Source organism: Shewanella sp. HL-SH4 (genome assembly GCF_051164845.1).
Taxonomy (GTDB): domain Bacteria; phylum Pseudomonadota; class Gammaproteobacteria; order Enterobacterales; family Shewanellaceae; genus Shewanella; species Shewanella glacialimarina.
Map to the genome: position 1 here is coordinate 4,256,131 of NZ_CP195037.1, position 20,213 is coordinate 4,276,343.

General features: G+C 40.6%; 19 protein-coding genes. 5 read left to right on the forward strand and 14 right to left on the reverse strand.

What is annotated here, in order from left to right:
- Positions 1 to 283: 283 nt before the first annotated feature.
- Positions 284 to 1,000, forward strand: coding sequence for a replication initiation negative regulator SeqA (seqA, locus tag ACRWQL_RS19695; protein ID WP_434951760.1), 717 nt, complete (start codon positions 284 to 286; stop codon positions 998 to 1,000).
- Positions 1,001 to 1,021: 21 nt separating this feature from the next.
- On the forward strand, positions 1,022 to 2,671 hold the full coding sequence (gene pgm / locus ACRWQL_RS19700; protein WP_434951762.1) for a phosphoglucomutase (alpha-D-glucose-1,6-bisphosphate-dependent): 1,650 nt from the start codon (positions 1,022 to 1,024) through the stop codon (positions 2,669 to 2,671).
- Between the two features lie 90 nt (positions 2,672 to 2,761).
- On the opposite strand, the gene ACRWQL_RS19705 is transcribed toward pgm, so the two are convergent.
- From ACRWQL_RS19705 to hyaA, 13 genes are all read right to left on the reverse strand, one after another.
- A complete protein-coding gene (locus ACRWQL_RS19705; RefSeq protein ID WP_434926174.1) occupies positions 2,762 to 2,941 on the reverse strand; it encodes a hypothetical protein in 180 nt (59 codons plus the stop codon).
- A gap of 68 nt (positions 2,942 to 3,009) precedes the next feature.
- The gene (locus tag ACRWQL_RS19710) at positions 3,010 to 3,354 is read right to left on the reverse strand and encodes a hydrogenase maturation nickel metallochaperone HypA (protein ID WP_434951764.1); all 345 of its coding nucleotides are present in this window, start codon (positions 3,352 to 3,354) and stop codon (positions 3,010 to 3,012) included.
- Positions 3,354 to 4,367 carry a hydrogenase expression/formation protein HypE gene (hypE, locus tag ACRWQL_RS19715; RefSeq protein ID WP_434951766.1) on the reverse strand — a complete coding sequence of 338 codons (1,014 nt, stop codon included), beginning with the start codon at positions 4,365 to 4,367 and terminating at the stop codon, positions 3,354 to 3,356. The genes ACRWQL_RS19710 and hypE overlap by 1 nt, the downstream gene beginning before the upstream one ends.
- Positions 4,360 to 5,481: a hydrogenase formation protein HypD gene (gene hypD, locus ACRWQL_RS19720; protein WP_434951768.1), complete on the reverse strand. Its 1,122-nt coding sequence runs from the start codon at positions 5,479 to 5,481 to the stop codon at positions 4,360 to 4,362. Before hypD ends, hypE begins: the two co-directional genes overlap by 8 nt.
- A gap of 1 nt (position 5,482) precedes the next feature.
- Positions 5,483 to 5,722, reverse strand: coding sequence for a HypC/HybG/HupF family hydrogenase formation chaperone (locus ACRWQL_RS19725; RefSeq protein WP_434951770.1), 240 nt, complete (start codon positions 5,720 to 5,722; stop codon positions 5,483 to 5,485).
- A 2-nt stretch (positions 5,723 to 5,724) separates the two neighbouring features.
- Positions 5,725 to 6,534 (reverse strand): hydrogenase nickel incorporation protein HypB, encoded by an 810-nt coding sequence (gene hypB / locus ACRWQL_RS19730; protein WP_434951772.1) that lies wholly within the window; start codon positions 6,532 to 6,534, stop codon positions 5,725 to 5,727.
- 134 nt (positions 6,535 to 6,668) lie between these two features.
- Positions 6,669 to 9,158, reverse strand: coding sequence for a carbamoyltransferase HypF (gene hypF / locus ACRWQL_RS19735; protein WP_434951774.1), 2,490 nt, complete (start codon positions 9,156 to 9,158; stop codon positions 6,669 to 6,671).
- Positions 9,158 to 10,624: a NiFe hydrogenase gene (locus ACRWQL_RS19740; RefSeq protein ID WP_434951776.1), complete on the reverse strand. Its 1,467-nt coding sequence runs from the start codon at positions 10,622 to 10,624 to the stop codon at positions 9,158 to 9,160. The genes hypF and ACRWQL_RS19740 overlap by 1 nt, the downstream gene beginning before the upstream one ends.
- Before the next feature lie 20 nt (positions 10,625 to 10,644).
- Positions 10,645 to 11,073: a hypothetical protein gene (locus ACRWQL_RS19745; protein ID WP_434951778.1), complete on the reverse strand. Its 429-nt coding sequence runs from the start codon at positions 11,071 to 11,073 to the stop codon at positions 10,645 to 10,647.
- A complete protein-coding gene (locus ACRWQL_RS19750) occupies positions 11,051 to 11,617 on the reverse strand; it encodes a HyaD/HybD family hydrogenase maturation endopeptidase (RefSeq protein WP_434951780.1) in 567 nt (188 codons plus the stop codon). The genes ACRWQL_RS19745 and ACRWQL_RS19750 overlap by 23 nt, the downstream gene beginning before the upstream one ends.
- A 5-nt stretch (positions 11,618 to 11,622) precedes the next feature.
- Entirely contained in the window at positions 11,623 to 12,288 is a 666-nt protein-coding gene (cybH, locus tag ACRWQL_RS19755) for a Ni/Fe-hydrogenase, b-type cytochrome subunit (protein ID WP_434937773.1), read from the reverse strand.
- A gap of 32 nt (positions 12,289 to 12,320) precedes the next feature.
- A complete protein-coding gene (gene hyaB, locus ACRWQL_RS19760; protein WP_434951782.1) occupies positions 12,321 to 14,024 on the reverse strand; it encodes a nickel-dependent hydrogenase large subunit in 1,704 nt (567 codons plus the stop codon).
- A 2-nt stretch (positions 14,025 to 14,026) separates the two neighbouring features.
- The gene (gene hyaA, locus ACRWQL_RS19765; protein WP_434951784.1) at positions 14,027 to 15,163 is read right to left on the reverse strand and encodes a nickel-dependent hydrogenase small subunit; all 1,137 of its coding nucleotides are present in this window, start codon (positions 15,161 to 15,163) and stop codon (positions 14,027 to 14,029) included.
- Positions 15,164 to 15,568: 405 nt separating this feature from the next.
- On the opposite strand from hyaA, the gene ACRWQL_RS19770 reads away from it, so the two are divergent.
- From ACRWQL_RS19770 to ACRWQL_RS19780, 3 genes are read left to right on the forward strand one after another with little or no spacing between them, the layout of a single operon-like run.
- The gene (locus ACRWQL_RS19770; protein WP_434951785.1) at positions 15,569 to 16,051 is read left to right on the forward strand and encodes a putative 4-hydroxy-4-methyl-2-oxoglutarate aldolase; all 483 of its coding nucleotides are present in this window, start codon (positions 15,569 to 15,571) and stop codon (positions 16,049 to 16,051) included.
- Positions 16,052 to 16,102: 51 nt separating this feature from the next.
- On the forward strand, positions 16,103 to 17,914 hold the full coding sequence (locus tag ACRWQL_RS19775; RefSeq protein ID WP_434951787.1) for an AsmA family protein: 1,812 nt from the start codon (positions 16,103 to 16,105) through the stop codon (positions 17,912 to 17,914).
- The gene (locus tag ACRWQL_RS19780; RefSeq protein WP_434951789.1) at positions 17,914 to 18,447 is read left to right on the forward strand and encodes a BsuPI-related putative proteinase inhibitor; all 534 of its coding nucleotides are present in this window, start codon (positions 17,914 to 17,916) and stop codon (positions 18,445 to 18,447) included. Before ACRWQL_RS19775 ends, ACRWQL_RS19780 begins: the two co-directional genes overlap by 1 nt.
- 72 nt (positions 18,448 to 18,519) lie before the next feature.
- Here ACRWQL_RS19780 and ACRWQL_RS19785 read toward each other — a convergent pair whose 3' ends face one another.
- Entirely contained in the window at positions 18,520 to 20,073 is a 1,554-nt protein-coding gene (locus ACRWQL_RS19785; RefSeq protein ID WP_434951791.1) for a LysM peptidoglycan-binding domain-containing protein, read from the reverse strand.
- Positions 20,074 to 20,213 lie beyond the last annotated feature (140 nt).

Consider the following 20,213-nt stretch of genomic DNA (forward strand, 5'->3'; position numbering starts at 1 on the left):
AATTGCGGCAAATTTTGCGCGATACCCGTGTTCAAATCAAGTATTGTTGCTCAGCAAAACGGCAAGTTGGACAACATTTTTAGTTAAAGGGGGGTTATAAGGTGAATTTATATCAATTATTTGATTTGGGGCTTTATTCTTAGCAGAGCCTTAGCTTAAACTGGGACGATAAGCGATCGAATTTGATCAAAAATAATAATTAAATAAGCTCAGTATTGCCAAACGTGGATATCGCAGTCCAGATGCTTTGGTTATACCTTCAACATGCAAAAGGATGATTGAAATGAAATACATTGAAATTGATGAAGAACTTTATCGTTTTATCGCCAGTAAAACTGAAAGAATTGGCGAAAGCGCTTCAGAAATTTTGCGTCGTTTATTGGATCTTCCTGTTGAATCTGTGGCAGATCAACGCCCAGAATCAATTAGTCAGCCAGGCTTAGATGCGCTTGATGCCAATACAAGAGATGCGTTATTTAATAAAGCTAAGACAATCGTTGAGCAATTAGTTAATCATCGTGCTCAAACTCGCACTGAACCTGCTTCAGCAGTTGCACCTACTGCTATTGAATCTCATCAGGTAAAAGCTGAAAATCCTGCTACCGCAGACATTCCTCTTTCAATTGCTGAAACCCAGACTCATTCAAGTAGAACCGCACAAAAAATTGATTTTAATACCGTGGTTAATGAGCACTTAATTGCACAACAAAAGGGCGCTGTGGGACGGTTCATGTTTTTGCTCGATGCATTAGCGGTTCAAGCGGGTAAAGACTTTGAGCAAGTATTACAAATCCAAGGAAAAGGGCGTTTATATTTTGCTCAATCTAAACAGGCGTTATTAGATGCCAGCCAATCTGCTAATCCTAAAGAAATAGGCCAAAGCGGCTATTGGGTTACAACCAATAATAATACTGCAAAGAAACAAACTATTTTATCAGAAGTGTTAGTTCATTTAGGGTGTGACGCCATTAAAGCATCGACCATAGCGCAATATATTTAACCTCAATCAAAGGAGAATGACGTGGCCATACATGAGCGTGCAGGGACGTTAGCATTGCAATCTGATTTAGTGAATATTCCTAAATTAATGAGTTATTACTATCGGATGATCCCCAATGTTGCCGATGTGCAACAAAAGGTGACTTTTGGCACGTCTGGCCATAGAGGCAGTGCGTTCAAATCCAGTTTTAATCAAAATCATATTTGGGCGATTACACAAGCTGTGATTGATTATCGTCAGTCGGCTAATATTACCGGCCCTATGATTGTGGGTTATGACACTCATGCGTTATCTTATGCGGCGTTTATGTCGGTTGTAGAAGTGCTAACCGCCAACCAGGTTAAAGTACTTATCCAAGCTAATGATGGTTTTACGCCTACACCTGTTGTTTCACAGGCAATAATTTGTGCTAATGCTTCAGCTAAAGGCTCTGCTCACTTAACTGACGGATTAATCATTACCCCTTCGCATAATCCGCCAGAGGATGGTGGGATTAAATATAATCCGCCCCATGGTGGGCCAGCCGAAGGCGCAATTACTAAAATTATTGAAGATAAAGCCAATGCTTATTTAACCCAACAACTCAGTGGCGTTAAAAAAGTAAATTTTGGGGCAGCGTTAGCATCGGGTTGGGTACAAGAGGTTGATTTTATTGCACCCTATGTTGACTCTTTAGCTGATGTAATTGATTTTGATGCTATTAGAAAAGCAAATTTGCGTTTAGGCGTAGATCCTTTAGGCGGCTCTGGCATTTATTACTGGCAACATATTGCTAAAAAGTATGATTTAGATATCACCTTGGTCAATGAAAAGGTCGATCCTACATTCAGCTTTATGACATTAGATAAAGACGGCAAAATTCGTATGGACTGCTCATCGCCTTATGCCATGGCTGGGTTACTTGCACACAGTGAAAACTATGATTTATGTCTAGGAAACGATCCAGATTATGATCGTCATGGCATTGTTTGCCCAGGCTTTGGCTTGATGAACCCAAACCACTATTTAGCCGTTGCCATTGATTATTTAATTAGCCACCGTCCGCAGTGGTCTGAAAAACTGTCTATTGGTAAAACACTAGTGTCCAGTGCCATGATTGACCGCGTCTGTGCAAGTTTGAACCGAACTTGCTTAGAAGTGCCGGTTGGGTTTAAATGGTTTGTTGATGGCTTAGCTAATAGCACGATTGCTTTTGGTGGTGAAGAAAGTGCCGGTGCGGCATTCTTAAAGCGTGACGGCAGCACTTGGTGTACTGACAAAGATGGCTTTATCTTAGCGCTACTGGCCCTTGAAATTACTGCTGTGACGGGCAAAACACCCGCACAACGTTATCAGGAATTAACGGCTCAATTTGGTGAAAGTTTTTACACTCGAATAGATAGCCCAATTAGTCTCAAGAAAAAAGCAAAGTTTGAATTGTTAAACAGTGACAGCTTTACCGATACTGTATTAGCCGGTGAGCCGATAACGGCAATACTGTCCCACGCACCAGGTAATAATGCGGCAATCGGCGGTATTAAAGTGACCACAGAAAATGGTTGGTTTGCGGCGCGTCCATCAGGCACTGAGGCGTTATTCAAAATATATGCTGAAAGTTTTATCAGTCAGCAGCATTTGGACAATATCATTATTCAAGCGCAACAAATGATTGATAACGCCCTAAAAGGCTAACCCCTTCAGCATCATAATAGTTAAATAAAATGACATCACTAAACGCACTCTGAAGAGTGCGTTTTTATTTGCATATTTTATGCAATGAATTTACTTTTTCATTTTCCATAAAATACCTGCCACGATAGCCACTAACAAAATTGCTGGCGCCATTTGTTCAAAGTGATGGAATAAGCCCGGTGCACCATGGCCTTCATGAGCAAAGGCTGACCCAGAAAACACCATCAGAGACATTGCTGCGCTCAATACTACAGAGTTAAATTTTATCATTGCCAATTCCTTATACTACTTGTGTGAGTGTTTTTTATTTTTATCAATTTTAGTCAGAAAGTCAGTGTTTAAGTGTCCATCTCTAATTGCATCAACATCATGTCTTCACCATCAATAATTTGCGTATCTGCTGAGCCACAATGTGGACATAAAACCGTTCGCTGCGATTGTTCTGACTGTTTTTCGCACTGATGGCACTGTATGATCAGTGGTTGGATCTGCATGTTCAATAGCGCATTTGCGCACAGGCTATCCAGTTTAAAGGTCATAAAAGCTTGTTCTAATAAGCAAGGTTCCACGCCACTTAATATGCCAACTTTAATGTCAACTCGCACAATTGAGTTGGCTTTATGCTGTTTTGCCAATGATTCACATTGTTCAATCAATGCCATCACAATCGAATATTCGTGCATCAGCAAATCCTTGGCAGAAGTTCCCCATGGGGCAAATCTAAATAACGATGGCTACCCCATGGTGTTGTTAATACAACTCTGGTTGGGTGCGCTTCTACCACATGGCCAATAATACAAGCCTGCTCACAGTGTCCGTAACGTTGCAGTATTTCTACCGCACCTAAAGCAACATCTTGTGGTAGGGCAATCACAAAGGTGCCTTCATTAGCTAAGTCATAGGGTTCAAAACCAAATAACTCACACAGTCCTTTCACTTCATCTGCAACAGGGATGTCCTTTTCTATTAAATCAATTCCAACATTAGAAGCCTTAGCCCATTCATTTAATACCGCGGCAATACCGCCACGGGTAGCATCCCGCATGGCATGAAGAGTGACATTTGCTGCAATTAATTGTTCAACCACTGGCCACAGAGTGGCGCAATCACTGGTTAAGTCAGACTCAAGTTCAAGCCCTTCACGGGCCATTAAAATTGCTGCGCCGTGCCTGCCAATATCTCGTGAGACAATAATGGCATCTCCTGGTTGTACATTTTTAGCCGAAATATCAGTTATTAATATTCTGCCAATGCCGGTGGTATTGATAAATAGTCCATCAGCACATCCTTTAGGCACCACTTTAGTGTCACCGCAAACAATTCTTGCACCGGACTGATGCAGTTCATCGGCCATGCTTTGGACAATTTTTTTCAAATCAGTAATTAAAAAACCTTCTTCGATGATAAAACTGCAACTGAGATATTCAGGTTGCGCCGCCATCATGGCTAAGTCATTTACCGTACCTGCTATGGCAAGTTTACCAATATTGCCACCAGCAAAAAAAAGCGGTGATACGGTAAAAGAATCTGTGGTGAACGCCACTGGCCCACAAAGGTTAAGTTTGGCGGCATCCTCTTCGGCGCACAGGATAGGGTTAGCAAATGCACTAAAAAAAATGGATTTGATCAACTGATCCATTTCTTTTCCGCCTCCACCATGGCTGAGTTGTATCGTTTGGTTAGCAATATTACCCATTCAGAATGTCTCCATAACGATAGTAAGCATTACACGCACCTTCGGAGCTCACCATACAACTGCCAAGTGGTGTTTCAGGGGTACAACCGCGACCGAATACTTTGCACTCTTTAGGACCAGCAAGTCCCCGTAATATATCTGCGCACTGACAGGCTTTATGATCGTCAATGGGTTCAGTGGACAAAATAGATTTAAAATGATGCTCTGCGTCTCGTCGTTGATACTCAGGCTTTAATTGCAACGCTGATTTAGCAATCGGCCCCAGTCCTCGCCATCTAAACTCATCTCTGGGTTCAAAATAGCGATTAACCAGTTGTTGCGCATGAAGATTGCCGTCAAAACTGACCGAGCGAGTGTATTGCACCTCAAGTTTTGGCTGTTTAGCGACTTTCTGTTTGACGATTGATAATATAGATTGCATCACATCAACCGGTTCAAACCCCGATACCACAACAGGGGTGTGATATTGATCCACCGCAGCTTGGTAGATTTTCGCACCCGAAATAACACTGACATGGGCGGGCCCAATGAAGGCATTAACCTTAGATTTTTTTTCAGCCATTACGGCATCAATAGCCGGTGGTACAAGTACATGGTTGATGTGAAATAGCAGATTGTTGACGGATTGTTTTTCAGCCTGTTCAATTAACGCTGCAGTCATTGGGGTCGAGGTTTCAAATCCAATGGCGAAAAAGACCACAGTTTTATCTGGGTTATCTTCTGCAATTTTTAGTGTATCCAGTGGATCATAGATGGCTCTAATATCGCAACCCTTAGCGCGATGATTAGCCAGACTACCTGTAGAGCCTGGCACCCTAATCATATCGCCTAAACTGACTAATATCACATTAGGCTCATTCGCTAAGGCAATGGCATGATCAATCCGCTCTTTAGGCATCACGCAAACAGGGCAGCCAGGGCCATGAATAAATTTGATGTTATCGGGCAACAGTTGCAATAAACCGTATTTCATAATGGTGTGGGTATGACCGCCACACACTTCCATGATATTAATGGGTTCATCGACGAGTTCAGCGAGTCGTTTAATCTCTGCGGCTAAAAAATGAATCGTCGCAGGGTCTCGAAAGCCTTGGTACAAGTCTTTAAGCTTCATATTATTCACCGTGCTCATTCATTGATGCGACAATTTCTTGGTATAACGCCAAGCTTTGTTGTGCATCGTGATGATCAATTTTATTCATCACAAAACCAATATGAATAAGCACATAATCACCTATTGAGAGAGGCTCAGACATTAGATGGCTGCTGACTCGCCGTTTAACCCCCATAGTATCGACCGTGACACTTGCATCATCATGAATTTCAACAACTTGTGAAGGCACAGATAGGCACATGGCTAGACCTCCTCAATATTAGTTGTGAGCTTAGGCGCTAGGGTCTGGTTTTGGTCTAAACCTTGTTTTATAACCGAGTGTAGACTTACATTTTTCATGTGCTCGGCAGCTAACCAGTTAACTAAAGGAGTAAATGAGTTAGGCTCTTTAATCGATAGCTGCATTAATTCAACATGGGGATTAAGCTTATAAAGTTCAGTTTTTGCCTGTTCAATATCAAAATCGAAGTAGGGCAGCAAATCAGTTTTGGTGATCACCACTAAATCAGCTTTTCTGAACATAACTGGATATTTTTCAATTTTATCATCACCTTCAGGCACTGATAGCAACACAATATTTTTGTGGGTACCCACATCATAGCTAGCCGGACAAACAAGGTTGCCGACATTTTCAACAAAACAAATATTCAATGATTCAAGATCAACATGATGTAAGGCCCCATGCACCATAAACGCATCTAAATGACAAGCCGATCCGGTTTGAATTTGATAAGCCGCAATACCCTGAGCGATTAATCTGTCTGCATCTCGAGAGGTTTCTAAATCACCTTCAATAACGGCATATTGTAATGGGGAGTAATGATGTAAATGCTCCAGCAATGCTGTTTTGCCACTGCCTGGGCTGCTCATGATATTAAATGCAGTTACTTGATGTTGATTGAAGTGATCTCGATTGTGCTGCGCCTCAATATCGTTTTTATCGAGAATTTTGTGGATCACTGACAAGGTTTTCTTATCATTCAATTGAGGATTAGTTTTCAATGAATGATCGTGATGAGTATGGGTAATAGAACAACCGCAATCCTGGCACATATGCTTTCCTAACGAGATGTTGATAAAATAATTCTGCGCCAGAATGGATATGAAAACTTTGATGAATATCAGTTTTGGGAAAATGTTTGACTGTTAACAAAACGTTAATTCAGTTTTGCGACACGGGTCTCATTTTATTCACCCTGTTTTGTCTCACTTTTATTTTGATAACAGTGTAATGCATACCAAAGTTGGCCTAATGCGATACCGCCATCATTTATTGGCACCAGTTTAGGAGACAACACAAGATGATTGTCAGTTTCTGCATCGGTTAAACAATGGCTCAATAAGTGTTTATTTTGAAAAACACCGCCGGTCAATACCATGGGATATTGAGGATACTCTTGCGCAATATGTTTAATTGAATCTGCGATCGCCCTGATAAATTGATTGCAGATTTTGGGGATATATACTTTCGCAGGGGCTTTGGTATGACAAATTATCTCAATGATATCTTTAAACCATTCTTGGCTTTGCCAAATAATAATATCCGCTTGTGGTAAAGATTTTATGGATAATAAACTGACTTGTTCGGCATTAACATTAGCACTGCCTATCACTGATGAATCTCGCGCTTCAATAACAGTTATAGCCGTTAATGGCATGGTTTTAGCCGCCTGCGCCTCGATTAACATACCGGCTTGACCTTCAAATTCATTTAACTCAATAAGCCCAAGTGCGACAGCAAGTGCATCAAATATCCTGCCCACTGCTCGACAGGGAATACAGTGACTGTTGTTAAGCCATAATCGATGTAGATTATTAAGTTCAATAAGTGACAAGCGTTTAATCGCCGGAATTGGCATTTGGCTAATCTGGGTCACTGTGTATGAATCAAATAACAATGCCAACAATATGCGAACTGGCTGCTTGATGGCTTGTTCACCGCCAATCAACTTAAACTCACTAAAATGGGCGAGTGTCGTAAATGTGTTCACATCAGCCAGCATCACCTCGCTGCCCCAAAGGATACCTTTGTCACCTAAGCCTGTGCCATCAAAACTAAAACCAATCACTTTATCCCGATATTGGTTAGCGGCCATTACCGCAAGAATATGAGCATAATGATGTTGGATCGATAATGGCGTCACACCACAATGTTGGGCAATAAAGCGATTTGCCCATTGGCTGGGAGCATATTCGGGGTGGTTGTCGTTAATAATGCACTTGGGACTAAAGTGATAAAGTCGTTTGAATGTAGTTAAGTTATCTTCAAAATACTGCTCTGCTTCAAGACTGAATAAATCACCAATATGTGGCGATAAAATCATATTACGATTAAACGCCAATGCAATCGTGTTTTTTTGTTGCGCTCCAACGGCGAGTGTAGGCTCAAAATTTGAGGGTTCTAATCCATGGGCAAGGGTGAGTGGAGCATAACCTCTGGCAAGTCGTATCACTTGTAATTGGTCATTAATCACCTGTACCACGCTGTCGTCACATGCATTGGCGATAGGGCGATTATGGTCAACAATGGCATCGACTACATGACCTAATTGGCTAATAATACCGTCCAGACTGCAAATAATAGGTTCGCCACTGCGATTAGCACTAGTTGCCACGATAGGCTTGTTAAATTGTTGGAGTAATAGATGATGCAAAGGTGTGTAGGGTAAAAATATCCCGATGCGATCTATCCCCGGAGCAACACTTTTTGCTAAAACGGATCTGGTATCTTTAGACGGTTGTCGATCTAACCAGTCGGGATTGACTAATGCTTCTAACGAACGAGTCATCTTTGTAAGTAAAGTTATGGGTTTTTCAGCGCTGTCTACAACTTGCCATTCAACGTCAGTACCTACCGCCAAATGTTTAGCTTGCTCAAGATTAGCAGCCATAACCGCTAAGGGTTTAGCGGGGCGATGTTTACGTTTTCTAAGGGTGATTACCGCGGCGTCATTGGTAGCATCGCAAATTAAATGAAATCCCCCCAATCCTTTTAATGCAACTATTTTACCTTGATTGAGTAAGGTTACCGTTTGGGTTATCACCTCGGTTGATTGGCAATTCACTTGGACATTATCGACATATAAACTTAGTTGTGGTCCACAATGATTACAGCTAACGGGTTGTGCATGGTAACGTCTATCAAAAGGGTCATGGTAGGCTTTAGCGCATTGTTCACACATATCAAAGTCAGCCATGGACGTGAAATGACGGTCATAGGGTAGATGTTTAATAATCGTATAGCGAGGCCCGCAATTGGTGCAGTTGGTAAACGGATAAAGATAGTGGCGATTGAGTTTATCTTGCATCTCAGTTAAGCAATCCGCGCAAGTGCTTTTATCTGCAGACACCGCCACTATGGCCTGGGAATCGCTAGTCTCACTTTGTAAAATGTTAAAATGATCAAATGTTGTGCTGATAGGTTCCTCGACAAAGACTAGCTCATCTATTCTTGCTAGTGGCGGTGGCGAGGATTGCAACCTAGCAATAAACAAGTCTATTTTAACCGACTCACCTTGTAGGACAATCTCAACCCCTTGGTTGTCATTGAGTACCGTTCCCGCAAGTTTGAGCTCATCTGCAAGGCGATACACGAATGGCCTAAAACCCACACCTTGGACAATGCCTTTGGCCATTAAGCGTTTTTGGCACATCAAAGTAGTGGTTTTTGGGGCCATTAGACAGCCCCACCACGTCGGCGTATGGGCAGTAATAAGCCACCGACAGCAATATTGGCACCGTCTAAATCCATCTGAGAATCAACCACTAATGTAAAATTATTAGCGAGCCTTAACTGTATTTGACGCACTAAAGGGGGATAGCTAAATTCGCTGCCCGCTAACACTAATTGATTGATACCTATATTTTGATCCAAATGCGCTAACCAATTACTCAAATAATCAGCGAAAGAATCAAAAAATCCATAAGCAAGTTTTGCTTTATCTTGTTCACCGGCAATTCTAAAACTCATCAAAGTACCGAGTGTTTTACACCAATTAAGACTTCTTACGGCTTCTCCTTTAACTAATTGGAAATCAATTCTCGGGGCGTTACTGCCTTGATAGCATTGTGCAAGGCTGATGATGCCATCGAGTAATTGTTGTGTAACTGAGTGCGGCGAGTTTTCATTGATAGGACATCCGATAATAATTGCCGCCATAGGCAATAAACCACTTAAGTTAGCGTTTTGCTGCGGTAGCTTAAGGTCAAGTAAACGCAAATAACTTTGAGGAAATTGTTGTTTAAATTTGTTGAGTAAAGGGGCTTGTTTACTGGAGAGAATTTGATGACATATTTCATAACCATTTTCAGGTATCGCGGCAAATTCGAAAAAACATTCAGCTTTACTTTGGCCATCTAAAGTGAAAATTTGACTTTTATGCTGCTGGCTAAAATACAATACCGCGGCATTTTTGGGTTTATCAGGCCTATTTGCCAGCCCTGCGAGTAGAGATCGATAGCCTAAATGTTGATCATTTTCTGATAAATTTGTTGTTATCTGTTCAGCATTGGCGGCTAAGTCTTCTTCGCTATAAATACTGTGGCTTAAAAAGATTGTTTTAAGGTGATCTTGGCTATTTGACTGGTCTGTTGCGGTGAATTGTTTATTACCGTCATTAAAAACAGCATGATCATGCAAGCAAGGCTGTAAAATATCAATACTGATAGCCTCTGTTGTCTGTTGTATTTCAATCCATTGATGATTAACTCGCGCTAATCGTAATGGCTTGTTTACTTCTGCATGTTTAGCTTGTAAGCGTTTTTTATCGACAGTCGGGGAGATATAAACCCAATTAATGCCTTTTTGTCTTAATCGTTCACAAATGACCTGCAGTAGTCGGTTATAAGCAAATTGAACATCATATCGAATCGCATGACTGCAGTTTTCTGACTCGGTTTGTTTATCACAACTGACCAGTGTCAAGATAGGTTTTTCAATACTGGATAAAGCCAATACCTGATAGTCATTTACTAAAAACTGAGCATTTAAGGTATTTGGGTTACACATCAAAATATGCGGTCTTAAGGTAAGGTGCTCTGACAGCGACTCACTAGTTGAATTTTTTAACGGTTCATCTATTGAGAGAATTAATTTCTCGCTTAAGAGCGGTAATTCACCTTGAATTAGCAGTGTATCGACCATAGCGCGGATATCATTTGCTGTTAGGCCTTGTTGAACTGCTGTGAGTTTAGTTTCACCATGGCAGTGAGCACATAACAGGTTAAGCTCTCCAAACTGTTGGCTTTGATTATCGCCAAAAATAGGTTGGCAATGTTGGCAAAAAAACAGTGGCGCTGATGATAGTGATTTAAGTGCATCCACGGGGGGAATTGTTTGTTGTGTATTCGTTTAATCTCAGTATCAACTAACCATACCGATAGGAGAAAATTTGCTGCAATTTCATCGGCAAGGCTTTCTAATTCTGTTTGTAGTGCACAAGCTTCAATTATGTAATGTGTTAGCTGTTTATCATCCTTTACGATACCGAAGCTAATGTCGAATTCAGTGCGTAACGTAAAATAATGGCAAAGATATGCGTAAAGCGGCACAGGTTTAAGGCAAACAAACTCAAACTGAATGAGGTGCTTCATAGCTGACTCCACGTTTATATGCATCGGGGATGACATCTTCAATTTTAATGGATTGTTGCTGAACTGCGGTAATTCCAAACTCATCTAAAAAACCAAGCAGGGTTTTTTCCATCACAGGAATAGCGGCAATCAAAGAAGGTGTTAACCCTAATGTCATCGGTTCTATTACCGTTGGAATAACGCCTAATACTTGAGTTGCAGGGCGATCGCCGACCATATCCATCATGGTTAATGTTTGTAACATTTCTACTTCATGTGCGCTGCCTTGCCAGTCAATTTCAGCAGGGGCATGGTCGAAATCAAAAAAGAATACATCGCCTGCTTTGGCTTCTGAACTATTGACAGTGTCGACCACAATGAGTTGATCATACTGACAAATCAATGGGATTAAACTTTGTGCTAGGGTACCGCCATCAATTAAATCTATTTGATGGGAAAGGTGATTAAATTGATATTTATCTTTGATGTAATTGACGAAATGTACGCCGATACCTTCATCGGCGTACAACACATTGCCAATACCCAATATGAGTATTTTTTTCATGGGTTTTAATGATCCTTGTGATAATCATAGCCCGATACAATGGAGTCTACAGAGTTATGTCTAAAGCGTATGCCTGACCACACCGCCATATAAACATGGATAACAACGAATATAATAAATGCCCACATTAAATAGTGGTGTATGACTCGAACGTACGCTAATCCGCCCATTTGCGCTGTGATCCAAGCCGACATTTCCCAAAGTGCGCCCCCCAAACCTTGGTGATAGACATTGGCGTACAGGACTAAGCCCGTAATACAGATAAGCAAAGCAACAAAAGATATGGCGACGTAAGTCATAAACTGTAGTGGACCATAAACTCCTGCTTTATTCAGTTTGCCCATCCATAAGTACGATTTTAATTGACTCATCCAACTCGATACACTTAACACGTCTTTAAATGAGCGTCTTTCAATATTATGCCGACTGAAAAAGAACAAATAAAAGCGTGCTAGGGTAATTGCCGTTAATGCAAAACCAAAAATGATATGTGCAAAACGGATCCAACCTTGAACCAATACATCAGATGTGCCAGGCGCGACTAGAAATGGCCATGCCAAATAAAACCCGCTGATCACCAATATCAGTATCGATAATGCCCTTAGCCAATGAAATATTCGAATGGCTGGAGTAAAAATGTAGTGCCTTGTATGGGTTGCTTGATGTTGCATAAGTCATCCCTCCATATTGAATTCACTCAAGATTAAAACCCATTAGGATCAATTTTAAATTGGCCTAAGGTTTGTTTTTTGTAATCCATCACATGCACTGAACACGCCATACAGGGGTCAAATGAGTGAATAATACGAATAACTTCTAATGGCTTAGTAGGATCTTCAAGTGTTAAGCCGATTAATGAGGCCTCATAAGGTCCCATTTTTCCGTTAGCATCAACTGGTCCCGCATTCCAGGTGGTTGGCACTACCGCTTGATAGTTTTCTACCTTGCCATTCTTAATTCTTATCCAATGACTGAGCATTCCCCTAGGAGCCTCATTCATGGCATGACCCACGTATTCTTTATCAACGTCAATTTGTGGCGTTATGTAGGTAGCTTCATCGCTTTTAAGATTAGTCACTAACGCGTCAAAGGTTTTTAAACTGGCTTGACCTACTAATACTGTTTGCAGCATTCGAGCTGCGGTGCGACCTAAGGTGGTAAACAGCGCATCAATTGGCAAACCTGTTGCAGTTAATAAACCATTAACGGCATCAACAACAATTTGGTTACCTTTGGCATAGTTCACTAATAAGCAAGCGAGTGGGCCTACTTCAATTGGTTCATCTTGGTAGCGTGGTGATTTAACCCAGGAATATTTACCGTCACCATCTAAAGTTGGTAACTTGCCATACACTGTGTCTCTTTCGACAAAACCTGTGTAATCTGGCACCGTTGTACCGTCATAGGGATGCTGCGCGCCATCAGCTTTATACCAAGCGTGAGTCACGTCTTCTTTGATTAAATCGGGGTTAATATCAGTCACGTTTGCCAAGTCGCCATGCGTTATTACGCCTTGCTCAAATAAAAACTGACCATCTCCCATTAAAAAGTCATTTGTACACAGAAAGCTTTTCACATTTACGCCACCTAACACACTAGGTTCAGCACCAAATGCATCAGCAGCCATCACTATGTCTGCTTGATAAGCGCGTTCAATAAAATCTTGCACAATGGCATGCTTCTGTTTCCACTCTTGCAAACGGGCCGGGCTCAACATGTCGCGTACAGAGGTTACCCCGCCAACCACCAATGATTGTGGGTGAGGGGATTTTCCACCAAAAATAGCCAACATTTCGGCAGCAACTCGTTGTACTTCTAGAGCTTTTAAATAGTGTGATAAGGCAATTAAGTTTTGTTCAGGGCTAAAACGGTAAGTGCTATTGCCCCAATAGGCATTGGCGAACGGGCCTAACTTACCAGTATCAACCAAACCTTTTACTCTTTCTTGTACAGCCTTTAATTCTCCTTCGCCTGTCGCGATGGGTTTGTCTGTATATTTTAGTGAGTCCTGCGCCGCTTTAGCGGGGTCAGCACCTAATGCAGATACTACATCAACCCAGTCTAAGCCATGTAAGTGATAAAAATGGACGATATGATCGTGCATATATAATGAAGATTGCATCAGACTTCTAAGGTATTTAGCATTGATAGGAATCGTCATTCCTAAAGCATTTTCCACCGCTTCGGTACCACAGCGATAATGTGAATATGTACACACACCACAAATACGCTGCACGATTAAGCCGACGTCCATCGGCGTGCGGCCTTTTAAGATAACTTCTATACCACGCCATAAAGTTGATGATGACCAAGCCTTTGTGATGACATTGTTTTCATCGACTTCAACTTCTACTCGCAAGTGACCTTCAATGCGGGTGATAGGGTCGATAACTACGCGTTTGTTCATGATTAATCCTCCAATGGCTTAGCAAATACACTAGCAACAGCATGGGCACCGATCCCGACAACCGTTGCACCTAGTATGACTGCGCCAATGGTGTCTGCCGTAGCATCAATACCGTGTAAAAGTTGACGCCCTAATGGTTTTTCAAAATCTGCCATATCATCCCAGAAGTTGGGTTCAGAACAGCCCATACAACCATGACCTGCGAGTACTGGCCAACTAGTATGGTGATTGAATCTTTCTGTTGGACAGTTGTTGTAAGTGTATGGACCTTTACAGCCTACTTTATATAAGCAATAGCCATCTTTAGCTGCTTGATCGCCAAATGTTTCAACAAACTCACCGGCATCAAAGCGCCCACGTCGTTCACAGTTGTCATGTACGCGAGCACCATAAGCCCACTTTGGTCGATTAAACATATCTAAAGCAGGGAGTTTGCCAAACATGATGAAGTACATTAATGTGCCGACGATATTTTTTTCACTTGGCGGACAGCCCCCAAGATTAATAACTGTTTTATCAACAACTTCATGTACGCCTTTTGCACCAGTTGGATTCGGGTATGCGGCTTGCACGCCACCAAATGCTGCACATGTACCCACAGAGATGATAGCAGCAGCACCTTCAGCAGCTTCTTTTACGATGTGTAATCCGGTGTGTCCTTTACAACCTACAGTCAAATAAGCGCCATTATTAGCGGTAGGAATAGCGCCTTCAACGGCTAAAAGGTAGCGTCCTTTGTATTCTTTAAGTGCATTTTCAAGATTCTCTTCCGCTTGCCACCCAGAAGCTGCCATCAAGGTTTCATGGTATTCCAATGAAATATGGTCAAAAATCAAGGTATCTAAATTAGGGGTGTCGGTGCGAATAAGTGATTCAGAGCAACCAGTACATTCCGCCATGTGTAACCAAATTAACGGTACTCTGTCTGCTAATTCAGCGGCTTCTGCAACTAAGGTACTGAACGGGAGTGGCAACGCCAGCATAGCCGCCATAGCCGCACTCCACTTTATAAAATCTCGGCGATAGATGCCATTATCGGCCATCTTCTGTTCTAAACTAACAGGCTGTCTAGGTGCTAGTGCACGTAAATAATCAAGACGCTGTTTGCCTTGTTCATATAGAGCTGCATGAGTATCCATAAAGTAACCTTCTTAATGTCAGGGTTTTCATATCCTCACGGTAACTATATGGCGCGCTAATGATGGCCAACTTGATTTAAATCAAGGCTTAAATAGAAAATGTAAATAAGTTAACAGATAAGTGTTAATAGTTTGATCTAGATCGATTAATTGATTTTTACTGCGACATTTTGACCCTACAACCGCAATAGTGAGGATACGATCACGCTTTGAAGTGACACTGAGAGTGATTATGGGCTAAGCAATTTTATGAATTAAAGCAATATAGAAAGTGCTCTTCAATAGGCTGGCAATCATATTGTCTCTATTAACTTTACATCATGTATAAGCTTAACAACTTGTTCATTAATGGCTTTTTAAGTAGGCTTGTTGTGTGTTTATTCAATTATATCGTGTGGAGGCATTATGCTTGATTTACTTCCTGATCTGTTTGACCAATACCCTCAAGAGTTACAACTGATTAATTTACCCTGGCTATCCTTTGGACAAAAAAGCATTTTTTCAGGCAAAATCGTAACTGTAAAGTGCTTTGAAGATAATTCAAAGGTAAAATCAATTCTAGCTAAACCAGGCCATGGGAAGGTGTTGGTCGTTGATGGTGGCGGCTCCACTAGACGGGCGTTATTGGGTGATATGATAGCACAAGACGCTGTTAATAATGGATGGCAGGGTATTGTTATTTATGGTTGCATAAGGGATGCCGCCACAATTAACACTATGGATATTGGTGTAAAAGCAATTGGCGTTAACCCCATTAAAACAGAGAAGCGCGACTTGGGGGAGATAGGCGTAAGTCTTGAGATTAATTCAATCGAAATTTTTGATGGCATGATGCTTTATGCTGATTTGAACGGAGTAGCCATTAGTCAATCAGTTTTAAGTTTATAGTGTATACACGATCAGATTAGTAATTTACTCATAACAGACTAAGGAAGAATGATGAAATTAATTAAATGGTTGGTTATATCCATCCTCGTTATCGGCATATGTGCCGCTCTGTATTTAACATTGTTTTTCAATATTAATGATTTTAAACCGCAAATTGTTGATGCGGTAAAAAAACAGACAGGTCGTACGTTAACGATAAACCAAGACTTAAGTTGGAGCTTTTTCCCCTCTATTGGGATCAACGTGGGCGCGATATCGTTTAGTAATCCGGACTCATTTCAACCTCAGCACATGCTAGAAATTAATCAAGCAGTTGCCAATGTTGCTTTAATACCGCTACTGAGTCAGGAAATCGAAATTGAACAGTTAGCTCTAGATGGTTTGACCGTTAATTTAGTTACCGATAAAAAAGGAAAAACCAGTTTCTATGGCTTAGGTGAAGACAAGCAAACGACTCAAATACCAGAAGAAGCATCCAACGGTCAAGCGATGGCCTTATCAAGTCTTAATATTGGTGGGATCTCTATAACCAATATGCAAGTTAATATCATTAATCAACAAACCAAAACTGAGCAGCATTTTACATTAAGCTCATTTACGTTAGGTCAATTTTCACTTGGGCAATTTGCTGATATAGAATATGAGTTTGACGCTGAATTGGCTGAAATGAAATTAAGCTCAGCAGGTAAAGGGCAAATTAAAGTTTCAGATAAATTGGATAGTATTCATATCAATCAGTTTTCGATTACAAATAATTTTAAAGGCGAATCGTTACCGAACAAATCGTTACAAGCAGATTTGCTTACCGATGTTGTTATCGCGCTTAATAGTAAAGACGTGACACTCACTATTAGCCAGTTAACCCTTGATAACATTGAAGCTGATGCTAAAGTCGCACTCAATTATGCCAACACTATTCCTGTTATCAAGCTCGATATTGAATTCGGTGATATTGATTTAGACAGCCTACTGCCAAAATCTGCAACAGATGCGAGCGAAGAAAAAGTCGCAACAGTCAGTACGGGAAGTGACAAAGAGCCGGACTTATCTGCACTTAAACAAGTTGATTTAACCCTGAATTTAAAAGCCAAGACGATCAAGGTAAATAATTTACTGACTCAAAACTGGCAAATGAATACTGTTATCAAGCAGGGCGTTATTGATTTGAAAAAATTATCAGCAGAACTGTATCAGGGTAATATCACAGTCTCTGCCAAAGTTGATGCTCGTAAAAGTGTGCCAACATATCAATTTTATAAGCAAGTTACTGGGGTACAAATACGGCCCCTATTAATTGATTTGGCTGAAGTGGATTTGATATCAGGTATAGCAAACTTTTCTGCTAAGGGTGAAGGGGCAAGTCTTATCCCCAGTAAGCTTAAACAACAACTGTTAGCCAATGGTCAATTTGAGGTTGCTGATGGGTCCTTATACGGTGTTAATATTCCGCAAATGATCCGCAGTGCTCAGAAAAAGATCGCTGGAGACTTATCAGCCCAAGATGCACAGGAGCTTAAAACTGATTTTACCAGTTTAACCGGAAGCTTTAATTTACTTGAAGGCGTATTAAACAATCCTGATTTATCAATGTCCTCACCTTTAATAAGATTAGAGGGTAAAGGTACGGCTAATATTATTAGCCAAAATATTGATTATAAACTGATCACCAAAGTAGTAGGGTCACTTGCTGGTCAAGGCAGTGAGCAAGATACCTTGAAAGGCATCGATATCCCGTTAAGTATAAATGGTAGTTTTCAAGACCCTAAGTTTGCTTTAGACACAGATGCCTTATTAAAAGGCAGATTAAATCAGGAAAAGGATAAATTGAAAGACAGTCTACTTAAAAAATTAGGAGGATTCTAATGCGGAAGGTATTAGGCGCAATAAGCTTATTAGCCTTAATAGGTTGTACTGGCGGCGTTAATTCGGATGTACAGGCTAACCATGCTAAACAAATTAACAAGAAAGCCATCTTAACCGCGGGAAATGAAATGCAAACGGTGAATGAATCATTGCTGCACGCCAAGTTAGAGATAAGTCCATATTATCAAGATGCCAAGTCAATGGCGGTTGAGCTAATTGTAACTAACAGAGGCAGTATGGGAGTTGATTTACAGTTCAACTCTGGGATGCAGGCTGATTTATGGCTGCTTGACCCAAAAAATCAGAAAGTTTGGGCATGGTCAGATGACATGATGTTTACCCAGGCAATAAAGCACATCCGTATTGGTGCTGGTAAATCATTGAAATCAAAATTTAATATACCTAGCGATATTTTGGAACAAGTCAACAAAGGTGGATTTACATTACAGCCTAAGTTTAAAGGTCTAGTATCAGAAAGTAGCTCACCAGTCGTAAATGTTATTTCTGTGGAGTTATTGTTAGATCGTAAATGATATAGCGTATAAATAAAAAACGGGTTAACTTAGTTAACCCGTTTTTTATAACTCAATAATTTAACCCAGCTATTAGCTATTAGCTATTAGCAGTTTTAACATTTGACCCGGCTGTAAATATTTATTTTTCTGCAAGCTATTCCATTCAATTAAATCAGCAACGGTAACTTTATAGGTTGCTGCAATACGGGCAAGTGAATCGCCGGATTTAACTCTATAATTGACGACTTTCTCAGATAAACCGTTTGTTTGCGCTATTTCATTAGGATAAAAAATTAAGTTTTGACCAATTTTAAGGGATTGATCTTTAGTAAGCTTATTCCACTTGGTTATCTGGGCCACTGTAATACTATTCTTTTTTGCTATATTCCAGAGGTTATCACCTGATTTTACCAAATATGATTGACCTTTAGTACTTGATTTGACTACAGGTTTGCGTGCAAGCTGTTGATCAGCATGTAAACTTTCTATATCTGCATCTTTAGTTGCTATCGGTATAATCAAAAATCTTCCCGCGGTAATATTATTACCTTTAATACCATTACTGCTACGTATCAGGGTGGGGGATGTCTCAAATTGATCGGCAATTTCGCTGATACTGTCACCGGGTTTAATCTTATAGCGTACCCAGTTAATACGTGAATTTGGGTCCAAAGACGCAAGTGAGCGCTTAAAGCTTTTGGCATTATCAATTGGTATCGTTAGGTAATGTGGCCCTTCTGGTGCTGTGGCCCATCGTGTTAACCCAGGATTGAGAAGCTTAAGATCTTCGACTGAAATATTAGCCATTTCGGCCGCTAAATTTAAGTCTAGTTGGCTTTCTATATTCACCATTTCAATACGCGGCTTATTTTCAATTGCCGCCAAGTGAATACCTAACTCAGATGAGTTTTTAACTATATCAGCAAGTGCTAATAATTGTGGGACATAATGTGCAGTCTCTTTTGGTAGTTTTAACATCCAAAAGTTTGTTTCAGTGCCTTGATTTTTATTTCGCTTTATCGCGTTTAGCACTCGTCCTTCGCCTGAATTATAGGCTGCAAGGGCATAAATCCAATTGTTATCCATTTTGGCATATAGATATTCTAATAAGTCTAAAGCTGCGATTGTCGATGCCCGGATATCACGTCGACCGTCATACCACCAATTGGTTTTTACTTTAAAAGCTGCTGCGGTAGGTAATGTTAATTGCCATAGTCCTGATGCATCACTGCTTGATGTTGCAGAAGGGTCAAATGCGCTTTCAATAATGGGTAACAGGGCGAGTTCTGTGGGTAAATTTCGCTTTTCAATTTCTTCTAGAATGAAGAACAGAAAAGGTTCTGCCCGTTGGGTCACCACTTCTAAATGCTGTGGATTTTCGATAAATTTTTGACGGTAATACTCAACTAACTCTTTATCAGCAATGCGCAGTTGCATGCCATCTCGAATACGCTGCCAAACATCATTTGCTTGGGCTAAATCATCTTCAATGTCTTCTATTGAAGTAGGTTGCTGGCTTGTTTTGGTAGGAACTTTTACTAAAGCGGTTTTGATAACAGGATCGGTATCTATATCATGCTTTACTGATTGACAGCCTATAACTAATATAATACTAGCTGCAAGCAATGTTAACTTTGTTTTCATTAAATAAATATCCTGAAATAAAGGCACAACACCTTGATTTGATACAATTATATTCTAGTTTTTTGAGATAGTTTTTCTCAGTCAAGAAAAGCCGAATTAAACATTGTAAAAGAAAATATATTTAATGTCTTATTAAACTC